This is a genomic window from Pseudomonadales bacterium, from assembly GCA_024234615.1.
GTDB lineage: Bacteria > Pseudomonadota > Gammaproteobacteria > Pseudomonadales > IMCC2047 > JAJFKB01.
Map to the genome: position 1 here is coordinate 1,993,440 of JACKNY010000001.1, position 15,607 is coordinate 2,009,046.

Consider the following 15,607-nt stretch of genomic DNA (forward strand, 5'->3'; position numbering starts at 1 on the left):
CTAGTAGGAGTTCATCGCATCTTTTGACTGTTTAAGCTGATGCGTCTTGCACATTTCGCTATAGCCTGTAACGAACTCTTTGGGGTTATCGACACGGTCAATCACGACATTACAGGAACACCCCGTAGATTTTCCCGCGTGGCAAACCGGATCTTTATAATGCTGGTACCAAGCCAGATATTTCGCTTCGCTGACGCCACAGCGTTTGGCCCAGAACTCCGTCGGACTTTCAATATAGCGACTGATTTGATCCAGCTTTAAGCTGTAACTACCAACTCCCGCCTGGGTGACAATCAACTCTACTCCTGAGTTAATTAAATCCAACTGAAAGGCTAACAGGTCAGCTTGTTTTTCCTCTTCAACACTCTCTTTCAACTGTTGCATTTCTTCCTGTAATTGGCGCTCATTTTCTTGGCAATAGCTCAACTCCAACTCTTTAGCGCCAAGCTGCTCCGTAAAGCTATCACTCATTGCGGCCAATGCTTTTTCCTGTTTGGCCTTATATTTTTCTGCAATCAAGTCAACATGTTGTTTATTTTGTAACTTAATGCTGTCCAAACTCTGCTGTAACTCAATATTTTGCCGTTTGACTGCGTCAATTTGACCCTCCAATTGGCGCACGATCTCATCCCGTTGCTTGTGCAACTGCTTAATCTTACTCTCGTACTTAAAACTTAGAGTTGCTTCAATATTTTTGATCAGCTCCTGATGGAAATCGTCGCTAAACAATTGGCCGATATCATCTCCGGTGTCAAGACTGGGAACCCCTCTATGGTGCGCATTGACGCCATAACGACGCCTGTCACCACCATCATAAAGTCCCAGCTTATTTCTTTTTACCGAGTCACGAATCGAGGTTAAGACCGCTAGTTCATGCTTGTCGGCATCCCAAAGAGAGTTCTTATATTCATTTTCGCAAGTCTTTTGCGTTACCAATAGAATGTTGCCTTGTCCTAAATCCGGGCCAGCTACGGCGTTGCGCGTTAACGCATGTAACGGCAAGTCCCACTCTTTAATCACATGTCCATGCTTATCAAACCGAATATTAAAGAGAACGACTGTACTTAACGTAAGATAAGAGCCTACCGTGATATAGGCGGCCCGGCATTCCTTTTTCGCATATTCAGGAATACCCACGACGCTTTCCAAAACCGCTTGAAACTCAACATAGAGAATTTCCTTGACGACCTGATTGCCCTCAAAGAAAAATACCGCCTCTGCAAAATATTTATCCTGCCCTAATACCATCAAACGTCCAACACTAAATGACTCAAATACCCATGCCCGCGTATCTAACACGAGCTTTCCCAAATTATAGTCCAAGAATAACAATGTACCTGGGAATATATGTAAAAGTCTGACTTCACCTTTTATAAAGTTATATGCACTAACAGGTAAGAAATTTCATTGATCAATGATTAGTATTTACAGGTAATAACGTTCGATTAAACCTGTTGACACCGCATTCAGTTCCGGAGAATTAAAATTTAAAATGGGCCAATCAACCAACAACCGCGCGTCTGCTATGGCAATGCCCACAGCAGCTCTCTACTTTATGACGGAACTCATTACCGGCATTTGGAAATATTAACCTACCCGGTAATTCAGCGGCATCATGAGGTATTATAATTTTTACCAAAACCTTGCCATTTTAAGAGCTAAATAGTGATATCTCTAAGCCCCCGCAAACAAGGAGCACTTCATGGAACAACTCATCATTGACCCAGCCGCACGATTAGCCATGTGCGGAGCAGCAGTATTTTTTATGACAGGACTGATTACCGGCGTGTGGAAGTATTATGGAATCCGCACCAGCCCAAAAGCGGAAGCGCCCTATTACACGAACATCGCCCATCGAGCCGCGCTACTATATTCTTTCTCAGCTATTTTGTTGGCGATATTTGCCAGCCTGAGCGCCTTGCCCGACTGGCTGAACCTTAGTTCAGTAGCGGTGCTTTTATTCTTTTTTTCTTCGGCGATATTGCGCTATATACAGCTGGGCATAAAGAACGAAACCGAAAACCAGCATCTGAATCCGAGTAACCCAACCGGCGAGCTGGTTTTTCTATCCTTACTGATTTTAGGCGAAGTGGGTGGCTTTCTGGTACTAGTGATTGGTTTTGTAATGCGATTACTGCAAAACTAACCTAGCACGGCTAGAGGCTCCAATGACGCACCGAATACCGGCTAAGGTCGAGTGCTAATTAAAGTTGCCAATGCGACTCGTCGGTCACATCACGATATTATCGATAAGCAATCCTAATCAAAAAACGGTGGTTCCTCTAGATCGTCGCTGAGCACCTCGGCCTGAGCTGGAGTCTGAACTGCTGGCGCCGGATTTTGATTAAACCATAGTCTGGTGACATCCGGCCGCGAATAGTGCCCTGCCGGATCAGCAGCAATTTTCGCCAGATCAATGACGTTTAAATCAATCTCTGCGTAAACGATACCCTCTTCCGTTTCAGGAAGTGCTTCACACAACTCCCTGCCATCGGGGCCATAAATCATGGCATAGCCACCACCCAGATTGAAAGGTTGCATTGCGCCAGTAGTGCTCGACATCAATGCCTGAGCTTTCTCATCAAAAACGGAAGTTGGCGCCAGCACGAAGCACTGCCCTTCAGCCGCATAAAGCCTACTTGCTGCACCGTTAACCTCCTTACCCAGCGCATAGGCAAGCTCAGGGTTAATACAGAATGCCGGCCAAGCGGCAATATGAATCTGTTCGCGTTGGGAGTACATGGCATATTTGCTCAAAGGTTGGAGATGTTCCCAACAGCACAAAGCACCAATACGACCAATAGGCGTTTCAAAAACACTCAGATCCGAACCATCGCCTTCGCCATAAACCATGCGCTCTGCCATAGTCGGCTTTAACTTACGCCTTGAAGCAATGGTCTTTCCTTGGTCATCGATAATAGCCTGCCCCAGGTAGAGGCTACCCTGATCGTATTCGCTGTAACCACTGACCACGTATATGTTGTTGTCTGCCGCCGCCTGATTAATGCGCTGCGCCTGTTCACTGTTTAAATCCAAAGAACAGCTCTGATATTGCGCGAATCGCTGAAAATTGGTGAAAGGCCCGTCAACCCATACCCAGAAAGGATAACCGGGTAACCACGCCTCACCAAAAGCGACCAGTTTTGCACCATTTTTTGCAGCTGCTTCGATTAAGCCAATGGCCTTATCTATACTGGCCTCCAACTCGAACCAAATTGGTGCCGCCTGCACAACCGCAACTTTTAAAGGAGCACCCATCATATCAATACCTCACTTTTAACGTTTACACGTCGTAACAATGGCATCTTATATCGCTGATCTTGATCTGGCATCTTGCACAGACAAAGGACTGCTGCTCACTCCGGCTATAACACCTGCCGTTACCATCGGATGCATTGGCTTGGATCTGTGAGCCCGCTCTTATTTAAGCAAACTCTTAATCTACCTAAAAAGGGAATGACATTCTTTCGCAGAAAAGAATAACAGTTTTAAAAAAGCGAACTAGCGAAGTCAGTTTCGGTACTACCCGCAGTATTTTATATATCTAGGGAGCCTCTGAAAATCAGGCTTGATTACGCACATCTCTCGGCCCCCGTCCAAAGCGTTTTTTAAATAACGTACTGAAGTGTGAGGGGCTGTTAAAGCCCCATTTCAACGCAATTTCGGTGATAGCCCGGTGGTCAGCGGCTGCGCTTTGCAGCTCACGGTGACAATTCTCAAGACGAATATTGCGCACATACTCGCTCACACCAATATCCTGCCCTTCAAATAATTTATGAATGTAGCGTTTTGAAACATTCAATGCCAGGGCTATTGAATTTACGGAGAGTTCTGGGTCCCGAATATGACGGTGAATATAGCTTTTGATCACCTCCACCCTATTACCTTCTGAAAGACGAACCTCATCCTTGTTATTTATCAATGCGTTCATCAACGCACCAGAAACTAGATTAAGAACTGATTCACCTATCAGCAACCGCTCTTCAGCATAAACTTTGTTTAAGTTTTTAAATAGGAGGTTTAAATGCTCGGAGACAACTGTGCCAAGCGGCAATTTTAATAGAAGATCTATGGCGGTAATATGCTTCGCGTTATGCTGCCATTTGCTCAGGTAACTCTTGGGAATAGACATCACCAAATGCCTAAAATGACCGCTGCCAAAAATTTCGTATGGCCGTGTGCTATCAATCAACGCCCAATGCCCAGGCGTCAGTTTGACCTCTCGATGATCCTGCCTTAACACACCGCAACTTCGCGCTTGGAGAACCAGCATGTAAAGATCATTTTCATTAGCAGAAGTATTCAGAAATTTTCGGCGTACTAATTGCTGACAGGAATCGACAATAGATAATTCCGTATAACCCAATGGCTCAACCTCAATCGAACCAAAAAAGGGCTCACGGCTTCTGGGTTTAATTTCCAGATTCACATAAGTCTTGCGAACGAGGTCGTTCCAAAATTGCAGGCGATCAGCTTCCGGGACCGTTTGGGTTGAAAAATAGCTATGCATAGTAGGCTTATACCTTTCATTGAAGACAATGCCAACAATCAAACTAAGACATTATTAGACACCAGCAACTATTTGTTAATCAATACAATTATCCGCCACACTAAACAAACCATCTAACCGGGTTTAACAAAAAAAAATTTTGAGCTCTTTCAGAACAGCTGTTTGTGCAACCATTGCTCGATAGCTTGCGCTACTTCTTGCCAGCCTTCAACGGTAAGCAGGTTGTGTCCTTTACCTTCAACATAAACGTACTCTGCCTGATAAAATTTAGCTAATTTCCGCATTGAAACCTCCGGCGTCAGCAAATCCAGCTCTGCCCCTATCACCAGCACCGGGCAATTAATTTTATTTTTATCAATGGAAAGCCCGTGCTCTATCGCCTCACGCACGGCCCTAGGTGATTCGTCGCAAAGGAGCGCGTATTCTTGACGGGCTTGCTCCTCATTTACTGCCTGGAAAAATAATTCCTTTGCAAATTCAAAAGGTGGTGGTGAAAAAGGGATCGTATCATCAATAGGCGCAGGTAATTCAATATGGGGCGCACCTAATTCTTTGGGGATTACCGAAGTTGTTAATACCAAGGCTTTAACTGGTGAGATTTGAGCATACTGCTGAGCAACCATGCCTCCCATGCTATGCCCAATTATAATTGGCTCTACCCCAATAGATTCGACGACCTTGCCTACTTCTTCAGTGACATCAGCAAGGCTTCGGTTGATAAATTGATTCAAAGGTAATGACATGGACTTATAGTGGTTATACCAATTTAGCGCGTAACAATCCCAACCCGCATTGGAAAAATATTCAAGAAAATTGCGCCAATGCCAACTACCGTGACAACCACCATGCACAAAGACTAAGGGTGGCCGGTTTGAGCATTCTTCTGGAGAGTAATGCTCGACAAATATACCCTCTACCTCAAAGTTATTCTTTTGCATATTTACTCTACTCTCATCTCGTTATGGTATCTGCTAGTCGTTTTTACCATTAAATCAAAGGATAATGAGTATTATTTAAATAAACAAGTACAGCTAGTTTTTGGTCACTTACATTTATCTAAGTTATGGAGAAAAAGAATGAACGATACAAATGCCCCGTAACGACTGGACTTATTCGCAGTAAATGGAGCCAAATAGCCTCCATCAACTTCTCTATAAAACATTACGTTTTTGTCAGGTAAAATTGTAAGCGATTAATAAATTGAGAGTTAAGGTGTCCATTTGCTGGCGCCAATCCCCATTATTATGAGCCCGCTCGTAAATCTTTTCTCGATGAACTGCAACTGTTTTTGCTTTACCCTGATGGACGAAATAACCATCTTTATAATCCACCGTTAGGCCCGTTTAAAACTTATTTTCGGCTGTTAAAGCGAATTTACTAGCGACTAACAATGGTTTTACGACCTTGGTACCCCAATCAATTTTGTCATAATCGTGCAGGGTGTCAGGCGCCAAAGGATTACCAATCCAGCGTGGATGCTGAACGAACTGATCGGAGATTAAGCTGCGCGAATAATCCATTCCTTTGAAGTTAATGCCCGTCATATCACAGAGCGTATAAATAAAATCGGCACTACTAAAAGGTCGATTAATAGACCGCTGCCATTGGCTCAAGTCATGGTTGGCATTGAACTCAGGCGATGTCCAGGTAATAAAAGGCACGGTGTACATAGCTGGTGTTGGCGCTCCTTCGTTACGCCCGCTAAAGGGCTTGCCCGGCGTATCGTAAACTTCCTCGCCATGATCGGAAAAATAAACCAACAGGGCATTATCATCCTGTTTGCGCAGATTTTTTATCAGTTCGGCAACCACAAAATCGTTATAGCTGATGGCATTATCGTAACTGTTGTAATCGTATAAATCCTCCGGTCTCACCCAGCCGGGAGCGCTATCACGATCCACAAACCTTTCAAATTCTAGCGGGTAACGGTTGTCATAACCGCGGTGCGTTCCCAGCAAATGCACCACGATCATTTTTTTATCATCAGAGCCTGTCAGGGAGTCAAGGAAAGGCGCAATAACGGCACCATCAAACTGATTGGCATTCTGCTCTCGATTATTGTTTAGATAAACTTGTTGATCAGCCAATTGAGACAAGGTTGTAAGCATTGTATTGCGTCGAGTTTGTGTTTGCTGATTAGTGATCCAGGTAATTTCGTAACCCGCTTGTTTCATTATATTCAGCAATGTTGGTTGCTCAAAAAAGGCTTCGGGGCGCTTTGAATCAGCGAATGATAGCACCTGCTGCAAAGCCTCAATGGTATAAGGCCGAGGAGAAATAACATCATTAAAAACAACCAGCTCATCACGAATAGCATTGAGTTGTGGTGTGGTATCGCGCCCATAGCCATAAAGGCTCATTCGGTGCCCATTAGTCGACTCACCAATAACCAATACCAACGTATCAGGTGCAGCGCTGGCATTTAGTTTGAAATCTTCCAACTCCGACAAACTACGGTTTTTATTCAACAACCTATTCATGTCGGCAAGCTGATCCCGATAATGTAAGTACCCGACAATCAAATTCCAGGGCGCCGCAGGTTCAAGACGTTTTTCTAAGTGATAAAGAGCCGCCTCTCCACCCTGCTGTCGAATTAACAGACTATTCAAAAAAGGCCAGCCGACTATCAGAGAAAAAACCACGGCATAAATGCCGCGCTGGCGAGGTTTCAATATCATCGGCGACATGAGGCGCCACATAAATACCGGAATAATGCTTAAGGCTAAAAAAACAAACAGGTACCACCAACGCAGATAGGAGAGAATAAACTCACTCCCCTCGGCAGGATTAGATTCAAAAATAATAAAAATTGCACTCTGCGAAAAATCCTGCCCATAGATCAACCAGTAACCTACTCCCACCAACGACGCTGCCCACAGAACCAAACCAATGATTGCCGCCAATAACTTGCTGTGTGCCGGCCACAGCAATAGCGGAAGCAGCCATAACACACTCATTAACAATGACTGACGAATGCCCGCTACCCCTGACATGCCCGATGAATAAACTAACAGTTGGTAAACAAGTGAAAAGTACAAAAAGAACAAATAAGCCCATAACAGCGAGTGGCGTTGAACAAATGCGCACATAGAAAAAACCTAAAATAAAATCAAGTACTACACAGTAGCAGGGGTTACTTAAAGCAACCTTAATAAGCCGGTTTCTCTACTTACACTTACTTCGCACACTTCATGTAGATTAACGATTGGTTTAGGCGCCAATTGGCGCTATAAGTTATTGATAAATTGAGACTTAAGGTATCCATTTACTGGCGCCAATCCATAATAAACCAAAGACCCTATTAGATTCGCTCATCATTGCAGCACGTCCAATAGGGCCTATTTCCTAAAATATTTTAACTTGCCGACAATCTGCCGTTCAACTATGCGGCCTCCTTCGCCTTCTCTTTATGTTTCGCTTTTGTCTCCGGTGGCGAAGTAATTATCTCGGGCGAGACGCTGCCTTCAAACAGGTTCCGGCTGGATTCCTGACAAGCGGTGATTGTCTTACTGGCATATTCGGAAACGCCGGAATCAATAGCCGCCGGATCAACGCTTTTCACCATTTCGAACCAATTATTCCAGACGGTCTCACGAAGTTCCCGCCAACTATCGTTAATTGTCTGTGCTTGAATAACGGAATTCTTCAGCAGCTCAGGGAGGTGATCCTGTTTCTGCACCGCCTCACGCACCTGCTTGGACCAGTCCGCCTGCGTCCGCAGACAAGAATGAACAAAATTTTCCTGCGATAGTGTGGCGATATTGAACATCTCCACGAACGGCGATGCGCGGTTTGGCTTGTTATCATTCAGCCATTGGTTAAATAGCTTTTGTTGACTGTCCCACCACTGGATCACTAACTTATTGGACTCTAACTTAGACTTCATTGCTGCCTCCTTAATTTTTACCTGTTTTCATTCGCCCGCAGCATACCGCTTCCGGGCGGCTAATTGACCTTAATTTTAATCGGATGGCTGGGTTCCGACTCCTTAGTTTTAGGGAGACGGACTCGTAACACACCCTTTTTATATTCCGCCTTGATATTGGACTGATCGATATTATTTGGCAGTGCAAACATACGCGAAAATTTGCCGTAGAAACTTTCAGTCAAATGACAGGTTTCGTCCTCTTCTTCTTTTTCATACTTCCGCTCTCCCTCAATCACCAAGCTTCCCTCATTAAAGGAAATGTGAATATCGGATTTTTCCACGTCCGGCAATTCCGCTTTCACCAAATACTCCTTCTTGGTTTCACTGATATCGGCGGAGGGTGTCCAAGACGCAATCGTATGACCGTTATCATCGATTAATTTTGGAACACCTGAACTCAGTGGCCGAGTGTAACGGCGGAAAAGTTCATCCATTTCCTGAAAAGGACGCCATGTAATGAGGTTCATTTTGCTATCTCCATAGAATGATTGATTAGAACCGCCAGCATAACCGGGAAAACACCTGCCTATTATTAGGAATAGCCGCAACGATCTAGTGGATAGCCACAATTGACCAATAGCCTTTGTTTAAGGCATCACGATAGCTCAGCAAAGCAGTGCCCGTTCAGGAAATTTATTCATTCCTGAAATCAATAACAGCTATTGCCGCGGGCGTTCAATTCACTGTGGAAATCCCTTATATCGAACCCGCTAACACCCTTGTATGCTCTGTCACCCACACCACCGCCTGTCACCAATTGTAGGAGGATCGGATTTATGCAAATCGACCAAGAACTGTTATTAGACATCTACCGAGAAATATCCTCGATGCGTGAATTTGAAGAACAGTTACAGGAGGAAACCCGGGAAACCGACGCTGCAGTGCTGACGGAACTTGTGGATTTCCCGCAGCAAGATGTATCTTCAAAGCGTTAGCGGCATCGACTAAGTAAAATAGGCTGACGTCGGAAACGGCGACGACCGCCATTATTAGTGGACAAAAAAGGAGAATAGAAGCCATGACTCACACACCCGCTGGTTCACCCATAATGATGAAATCTGGCGACAACCGAGACAATAAAACGGAAAACACCGCATCTAAAAGAGTTAGGAAGCTGACGTTGCGTAAGCTACGGCACTCGGGAGACTATGTACCACAGGTCAGTTATCATGACGAGGTGGATATCAGCATCATCCATAATCTGCTGGCCCAAAGTGAATCCCAGCCCAAAGGCAGGGTCGTGCAAAACTTCAGCAAACGGAATAACCCGTTACTGCCATTCATCATTCAGGTTGTTATCGATGCGCTACGCGCTTTCCCACAGTTTAATGCCGCGCTGAATGAAGCCACTCACGCACTGCTGATTAAACACTATTATCACATCGCCATCGCTTTCGATATGCCAAACGGCCTGATTGCGCCCGTGATCAAAAATGCTGACACTTTGACCCTAGATCAACTGAAACAAGCAACGGCGGAGCTACCTGCCCGCATCCAATCAGGAAACCTAAGGGTAATCGATACGGCCGGCGCGTCATTCAGTTTAACCAACCTCACCGGAGCCGGCGGCACTGGCTTTTCCCCCACTATAAAAGCGCCGGAAGTGGCGGTGCTGGGTATCTCCCAGGATATCGATAAAGTCGTCGCACGTCATGGCGAGTTACTGGTGCGCCGCACCTTACCCCTATCGCTCTCATATGATTATCGCGCCATTAACGAAGCCATGGCGGCGCACTTTATGGCGCACCTCCGACACAGGTTAGAATCACCGCTGGAGCTATTCAACCGGGAGTTTTCAGCACACCGTACGGCTTGCTGAGAATACATGCGCGTTGCGAAGCGGCGTAAACTGTTTGAGGCGACAATTAGCCTTGAGTGGAGAGAAATTGGCATGAGCACAGGACAAACAAACTGTCATCGCTTTGACGAACCGGCTACAACCGACAACACTGTCCAGCAGACGCGACAACCTTCAACTCAACACAGTTGCGGTCGCGCACTTGACTACAAAATTGAAGAAATTGTCGCGTTAACCATAGCAGTCATCGCCGGTTATGAGGGTGCGATTTCTTTCCACACGTATAACGCGATTCACGCCGGCGCTTGCGCGGAGGAAATTAGCGACATCCTGAACATCATAACCCTGATGGGTGCCAGGGTTGACGGTCTCTGTCAGGCGCTCGTCAACAAAGCAATTCAAGAGGCGCAGATAAGCTAATGCGGAAACGGCTAGAGATGCAACGCGCTATTTAGGCGAACCGCCGGATACGCTTTCGCGCAGCGGCATGGATGCGTCAATATTCAAGCGCACGAGTTGCGCCAAGGTGCGCACGCCCAGCTTCTTCATGACCTGCGAACGATGCACCTCCACCGTTCTTTCGCTAATGCCTAAATCAATGGCGATCACCTTATTCATCTCACCGTCCGCAACGCGCTCAAACACCTCGCGCTCACGGTCAGACAATGCCGCGATTTTATCCAACATTGCCTTTCTTTCGAATAACCGTTTATGCTTGCCCGCTTCAACCGTCAGCGCTTCGTTGATACTCTCCAAAAGCTCCTGTTCACGGAAAGGCTTGCGAATAAAATCCAGCGCTCCGCGCCGCATTGCTTCGACGGCCATTTGGACATCGCCGTGCCCGGTAATAAAAATGATGGGGATGGCTGATTTGAGCTGATTAAGTTTTTCCTGCAGCTCAAGCCCGGTCATGCGCGGCATCCGAATATCGAGCACCAAACAGCCTCTTCGCAGGGGGTCAAATTTATCCAAAAACCCCAGCGAAGACGCGTAGGTCTCACAGGCTAGACCCACCGACTCTAGCAACATAGATAATCCCTCCCGGACTCCCTCGTCATCATCAACGACAAAAACCGTTTGCGTGTCATCCATCCTGATCTCCGCTCCCTACGACAGGTAATGTAAAAAGAAATGTTGCACCGCCGAGTGGATTATTATGAAAGACCAATTGTCCTCCATGCGCCGCAATGATAGCACGACAGATAGATAATCCCAGGCCCAATCCAGATTTTTTAGTCGTCGCAAATGGTGTGAACATATTCTTAGCGGCCTCTTCTGAAACGCCGCAACCGCTGTCGATAACAACCACTTCGATATCGCCGCTATCGACCAGCCGTGTTTGCAAACGAATCGTGTTGCCACCACGATAATTGATTTCTTGCATTGCCTCCATTCCATTGCGTAGCAAATTGAGCACGACCTGCTGTATCTGGACAACATCGACGGCAACCTTCGGTAACCCGCTAGCCGTTTCAACGCTAATACCGACGCCTCGAATATGCGCCTCCGCCTGTGCCAGCTTAACGATTTCATCCACCAACAGATTGCAATCGACCATCTCTTTGGTGCTTTCCCGCTGTTGCGCCATTGTTTGCATGCGCTCAATCACTGCACCGGCACGCAGCGCGTGTTGACTCAGCTTATCGAAAATTTCTGGAATACGGTCATATTTCTTACTTTCGTATAGCCGCGCCCCGGTTTGCGCGAATAACGAAATCGTGGTCAATGGCTGATTGATTTCATGGGCAATGCCCGCCGCCATTTCACCGAGCATATTCAGACGATCAACATGGGCTAAATGCTCCCGGTGCTGGCGGGCTTCAATTTCAGCGGCACGTTGCTTTGAAATATCTCTGATCAGGACAACAAATTTTTGAACCGGGTTGAAACGCACATTACTGATGGATAGATGAATCGGAAAAATCAAACCGTTCTTTCGCCGCGCACTAACTTCAATGCCATTCCCTATCCTCTTCTCACTCGTTTCCTCCTGAGTGTGTGCTCGGATATATTGATCAAACTTTTCCCAGCACTCTGGCGTTATCAATAGGTGGAAAGTTTTCCCTTTAAGCTCCGCCAACGGATAGCCAAACATCTGCTGCGATGCTCGATTAATGGTCTCCACCTCGCCTTCAACATCGGTCGTTATCACCGCTTCGGCAGCGGTTTCTATCACCGCTTCAGAGAATTTGCGAGCCTCGAGCAACGCAATTTCTGCGCGCTTTCGGTCGCTAATATCGATAATCAAACCCTCCAGGCAGACCCCATGATTGTGCTCCGAAGGGACAATTCGCCCCCGCTCCCATACCCAGCGCTCCTCTTTATTTTTTGTGGTGATGCGATATTCGATATCGACTGTTTTGTTGGCCTCGACGGATTGCTGTACTGAACGCCAAACGCGGTCGCTGTCTTGAGGATGTATTAGTTCGCCCCATAACACGCGCTGCTCCTGGAAATCGCTGCGCGAATGCCCCGACAACCGCTCACACCCCTCACTAACAAACCCCATCGGCCAGTCCGGCTGATTGACACAGCGATATGCCATACCCGGCAAGTTTTGAAGCAATGAGGCAAGTTGGCCGGCGGTGCTCTGAAGCTGTTGCCCGCGTAACCTGGACGTTATCGCCAAATAGACCACGGCAGCTATAAGCGCACTAATCAGCAAACCAACGATGAGATTCAATGTCGATGCATGCGCGTGAACGGCGGAGACAAACTCCTTGGTCGGCGTCACTACCGTGCTCCAGCTCATGCCGCGAACTCTGAAATCGTGACGCGACGTCCAATCACTATCAATTGAGCGCCGCGCAGGATCGTTGCGATACACCTCACGCCCCTCCACGAACACATACACATTGTGCTCCATGTGTTTCAGCCGTGCGAAGACATCACCCAGCCAAGCTTCTAAATGCAATACGCCAACGATAACGCCATCAAATTTCTGGTCGCGCTCCACCGGCGTAAATGCCGCAATGGCAACGCCGCCCTCCGGAAGTTCAAAGGGTTTAGACAGGGTCATCTCGCGACGCTCGCGCGCTACCTTCAACGCCAACCGCACTGATTCCGGTTGGCCTTTAAAAAGGCTCCGCTCTGCTGTTGACCCGGTGAAAGGGAGAACCCAACGTATGCGCAAGTCGGCGTCCGCCCACTCAATCGCTTGAAACCCCGGCATGTCTTCCAGATAGCCTGCCGCATCCGCTTCCCAGACAGGACGCGGCGTGCCCCCGGCAGCGTTCCAACGCTGTGCGAGCCGATCCAGGCTTAAAATTCGATTATTAATATCTTCATTAATGAGCAGCTCAGCGACACGTCCGGAATAGTCTATGACTGAATCAATCCGCTCACGAGCACGATCATTAAGTAGTTGCCACACCACCACAACGACAATCGCAGCAACAATACCGACCAGTGCCGCAATGAATATTGCTGCTTTATGGTCGAAATCATAACTAAATTTTGCCAACCTGGAATTCGCGCACATATTTAAGTTTATTGCCGATTAAAGCGGCTCCGGATTTAATTAGAATGCAGACCATCTATAATCCTGGAAAGAATAACTTTTCCCACATGCGCGCGAATTGATTCACAGCTATAACGGCATGATGGACAGTTGAGTGCAATTTGCATAACTGACAAAAACCTTATAACGCATGAAAAGAGAGGCACATACTAGCCCACATACCCCTCGCGGTCGATAGGCACTTTAGCGTCTATTGGGTGCTGAGCCGCAAAAGGATTAACCCAAAGCCCAATCGACGCGGTCATGACACAGTGGCAGATCAGGTTGTGTGCGCCGTTTCCCGAGCTCACGTCGCGCTGACTGCAGTGCGCTGCGCAAGCCTTCCTCCACCGTGGGGTGATAAAAGGGCATCTGCAATAACTGATCGAGAGTCAGCCTTTGTTGGATTGACCAGGCCAGCAGCTGTGTCATGTGTTCCGCGTCTGGCGCCACCATTTCAACCCCCAGTAGTCGTCCATCGTGCGCATCCGCATAAACCTTGAGCGTACCGTAATTACGCCCCGCCGTAAGCGCACGCCCCTGCTTGTTGAAACGCGTAGAGCCGGTGACAAAATCAACTCCTGCCTCGTCGAGCGCGCGGGAGGTCTGTCCGGCATGTCCTACGCCAGGTTCTGTGAATACAATGCCCAAAGGCGCACGTCGTGAGAGGCATTCGGCTTCGGGGTGAAGCGCGTGATAGGCGGCAATACGACCCTCGTCGGCGGCCTCATGCAACAGCGGCCGCTGGCCATTCACGTCACCAGCGATATAGATCGGTAAATCACCTACCCGCAGTGTCGCCGCATCAAAAACCGGCATCCCTCTGCTATCCAGCTCCACGCCCAAACACTCCAGCCCGAGCCCTTCAATATTGGGCCGCCGACCGAGCGAAGCGAGCACCCAATCGACTTCGGCGCGATGATTACCGCCCTCAACGATGATGTGATCACCGCCCTCATGAAGAGATACATCAGCTTCAGTAATCACCGTCATCTGTTTCGTAAGCACCTCGACCAGACTGGCATTGACCTCTTCATCGCGCAGGCCGGCGACGTGTGGTCCGCGCGTAAAGGCATGCACCTCGCAGCCCAGCTGCGCAAACGCCTGACCGAGTTCAAGCCCGATCGGGCCAAGACCCACGACACCCACTCGCCGCTTCGGAGCCTTCAGTTCAAACACCTCGTCGGAGGTAACGACACGCGATCCAAAAGCTCGCCAGGAATCGGGCACGAAGGGACGGGTGCCCGTCGCAATAATGATCGTTTCAGCCTGAATACGCACGCCCTCAACGTCGACCGTGTGAGGATCGAGAAATGTTGCTTTGCCGTGAATGCTGCACTCACCCAGAGATTTGGCGAGTTCGATGGGGCCTGCTATGAAACGGTCGCGCAGCACCCGCACATGCGCCATCACCATCGGCAGATCGACCGCGAGTGCGTCAGTACCGCCGACGCCGACCTGCGCAAGCCAGTCACGCCGGCCAACAGCATGCGCAACTTCGAGCAGCGCTTTCGAGGGCATGCAGCCAACCCGAGCGCAGGTGGTACCATAAGGCCCGGCATTCACAAGCATGATATCGTCGGTATAGCGTTGCGCTTCCTTGAGTGCGGTTAGACCCGCCGTTCCAGCGCCAAGAATAAGTACTTTTGTGCGTCGTGTCATCACTTCTCCACAGGGCGCGAAGCGCCTTAAAATTTACCTTTACAGCCGGGTAGCCGATTACTAGGAGGACTGGCCTTTTTACAAAGCATCAACCCTCTCTTTACTCAAAACAGGCTTCTGCTCCGGCCTAAAACCTTTATCTTAGCGATAGAAATGGGCCGATTTCCGCTGCATAAATTGATTCCAATCAACAAATTATCAGCCTATTTT

Annotated in this window: 14 protein-coding genes; 4 read left to right on the forward strand and 10 right to left on the reverse strand. The window is 47.8% G+C overall.

The genetic code is table 11. The features are described from left to right. A complete protein-coding gene (locus tag H6995_09005; GenBank protein ID MCP5215132.1) occupies nt 1–1,323 on the reverse strand; it encodes a hypothetical protein in 1,323 nt (440 codons plus the stop codon). Between the two features lie 379 nt (nt 1,324–1,702). Here H6995_09005 and H6995_09010 point away from each other — a divergent pair, with 379 nt between their 5' ends. Then, nucleotides 1,703–2,146: a hypothetical protein gene (locus tag H6995_09010; protein MCP5215133.1), complete on the forward strand. Its 444-nt coding sequence runs from the start codon at nt 1,703–1,705 to the stop codon at nt 2,144–2,146. A gap of 113 nt (nt 2,147–2,259) precedes the next feature. Here the strand turns inward: H6995_09010 and H6995_09015 are convergent, their stop codons facing one another. From H6995_09015 to H6995_09040, 6 genes are all read right to left on the reverse strand, one after another. Continuing rightward, nucleotides 2,260–3,261 carry a carbon-nitrogen hydrolase family protein gene (locus H6995_09015; GenBank protein ID MCP5215134.1) on the reverse strand — a complete coding sequence of 334 codons (1,002 nt, stop codon included), beginning with the start codon at nt 3,259–3,261 and terminating at the stop codon, nt 2,260–2,262. A 301-nt stretch (nt 3,262–3,562) separates the two neighbouring features. After that, the gene (locus H6995_09020; protein MCP5215135.1) at nt 3,563–4,510 is read right to left on the reverse strand and encodes a helix-turn-helix domain-containing protein; all 948 of its coding nucleotides are present in this window, start codon (nt 4,508–4,510) and stop codon (nt 3,563–3,565) included. Between the two features lie 149 nt (nt 4,511–4,659). Continuing rightward, complete coding sequence (locus tag H6995_09025; protein MCP5215136.1) at nt 4,660–5,448, reverse strand: alpha/beta hydrolase; 789 nt, start codon at nt 5,446–5,448, stop codon at nt 4,660–4,662. A 405-nt stretch (nt 5,449–5,853) separates the two neighbouring features. Then, a complete protein-coding gene (gene cptA, locus H6995_09030; GenBank protein ID MCP5215137.1) occupies nt 5,854–7,599 on the reverse strand; it encodes a phosphoethanolamine transferase CptA in 1,746 nt (581 codons plus the stop codon). A 293-nt stretch (nt 7,600–7,892) separates the two neighbouring features. After that, complete coding sequence (locus H6995_09035) at nt 7,893–8,396, reverse strand: hypothetical protein (protein ID MCP5215138.1); 504 nt, start codon at nt 8,394–8,396, stop codon at nt 7,893–7,895. A gap of 59 nt (nt 8,397–8,455) precedes the next feature. After that, nucleotides 8,456–8,905 carry an Hsp20/alpha crystallin family protein gene (locus H6995_09040; protein ID MCP5215139.1) on the reverse strand — a complete coding sequence of 150 codons (450 nt, stop codon included), beginning with the start codon at nt 8,903–8,905 and terminating at the stop codon, nt 8,456–8,458. A gap of 309 nt (nt 8,906–9,214) precedes the next feature. Between H6995_09040 and H6995_09045 the strand changes: the two genes are divergently transcribed. From H6995_09045 to H6995_09055, 3 genes are all read left to right on the forward strand, one after another. Continuing rightward, entirely contained in the window at nt 9,215–9,373 is a 159-nt protein-coding gene (locus tag H6995_09045) for a hypothetical protein (GenBank protein ID MCP5215140.1), read from the forward strand. 83 nt (nt 9,374–9,456) lie between these two features. After that, nucleotides 9,457–10,257 carry a 2-oxo acid dehydrogenase subunit E2 gene (locus tag H6995_09050; protein ID MCP5215141.1) on the forward strand — a complete coding sequence of 267 codons (801 nt, stop codon included), beginning with the start codon at nt 9,457–9,459 and terminating at the stop codon, nt 10,255–10,257. Between the two features lie 72 nt (nt 10,258–10,329). Then, complete coding sequence (locus H6995_09055) at nt 10,330–10,656, forward strand: carboxymuconolactone decarboxylase family protein (GenBank protein MCP5215142.1); 327 nt, start codon at nt 10,330–10,332, stop codon at nt 10,654–10,656. A 27-nt stretch (nt 10,657–10,683) separates the two neighbouring features. On the opposite strand, the gene H6995_09060 is transcribed toward H6995_09055, so the two are convergent. From H6995_09060 to H6995_09070, 3 genes are all read right to left on the reverse strand, one after another. Continuing rightward, nucleotides 10,684–11,328: a response regulator transcription factor gene (locus tag H6995_09060; GenBank protein MCP5215143.1), complete on the reverse strand. Its 645-nt coding sequence runs from the start codon at nt 11,326–11,328 to the stop codon at nt 10,684–10,686. Continuing rightward, entirely contained in the window at nt 11,321–13,699 is a 2,379-nt protein-coding gene (locus H6995_09065; GenBank protein MCP5215144.1) for a PAS domain S-box protein, read from the reverse strand. The genes H6995_09060 and H6995_09065 overlap by 8 nt, the downstream gene beginning before the upstream one ends. Nucleotides 13,700–13,972: 273 nt before the next feature. Beyond that, on the reverse strand, nt 13,973–15,397 hold the full coding sequence (locus tag H6995_09070; GenBank protein MCP5215145.1) for a dihydrolipoyl dehydrogenase: 1,425 nt from the start codon (nt 15,395–15,397) through the stop codon (nt 13,973–13,975). Nucleotides 15,398–15,607: the final 210 nt, after the last annotated feature.

Excerpts from the sequence above, each read along its gene's own strand:
- H6995_09035 (MCP5215138.1), bottom strand. The coding sequence starts at position 8,396 with ATGAAGTCTAAGTTAGAGTCCAATAAGTTAGTGATCCAGTGGTGGGAC.
- H6995_09045 (MCP5215140.1), top strand. The coding sequence starts at position 9,215 with ATGCAAATCGACCAAGAACTGTTATTAGACATCTACCGAGAAATATCC.
- H6995_09050 (MCP5215141.1), top strand. The coding sequence starts at position 9,457 with ATGACTCACACACCCGCTGGTTCACCCATAATGATGAAATCTGGCGAC.
- H6995_09015 (MCP5215134.1), bottom strand. The coding sequence starts at position 3,261 with ATGATGGGTGCTCCTTTAAAAGTTGCGGTTGTGCAGGCGGCACCAATT.
- H6995_09055 (MCP5215142.1), top strand. The coding sequence starts at position 10,330 with ATGAGCACAGGACAAACAAACTGTCATCGCTTTGACGAACCGGCTACA.
- H6995_09010 (MCP5215133.1), top strand. The coding sequence starts at position 1,703 with ATGGAACAACTCATCATTGACCCAGCCGCACGATTAGCCATGTGCGGA.
- H6995_09040 (MCP5215139.1), bottom strand. The coding sequence starts at position 8,905 with ATGAACCTCATTACATGGCGTCCTTTTCAGGAAATGGATGAACTTTTC.
- H6995_09060 (MCP5215143.1), bottom strand. The coding sequence starts at position 11,328 with ATGGATGACACGCAAACGGTTTTTGTCGTTGATGATGACGAGGGAGTC.
- H6995_09070 (MCP5215145.1), bottom strand. The coding sequence starts at position 15,397 with ATGACACGACGCACAAAAGTACTTATTCTTGGCGCTGGAACGGCGGGT.
- H6995_09020 (MCP5215135.1), bottom strand. The coding sequence starts at position 4,510 with ATGCATAGCTATTTTTCAACCCAAACGGTCCCGGAAGCTGATCGCCTG.
- H6995_09025 (MCP5215136.1), bottom strand. The coding sequence starts at position 5,448 with ATGCAAAAGAATAACTTTGAGGTAGAGGGTATATTTGTCGAGCATTAC.
- cptA (MCP5215137.1), bottom strand. The coding sequence starts at position 7,599 with ATGTGCGCATTTGTTCAACGCCACTCGCTGTTATGGGCTTATTTGTTC.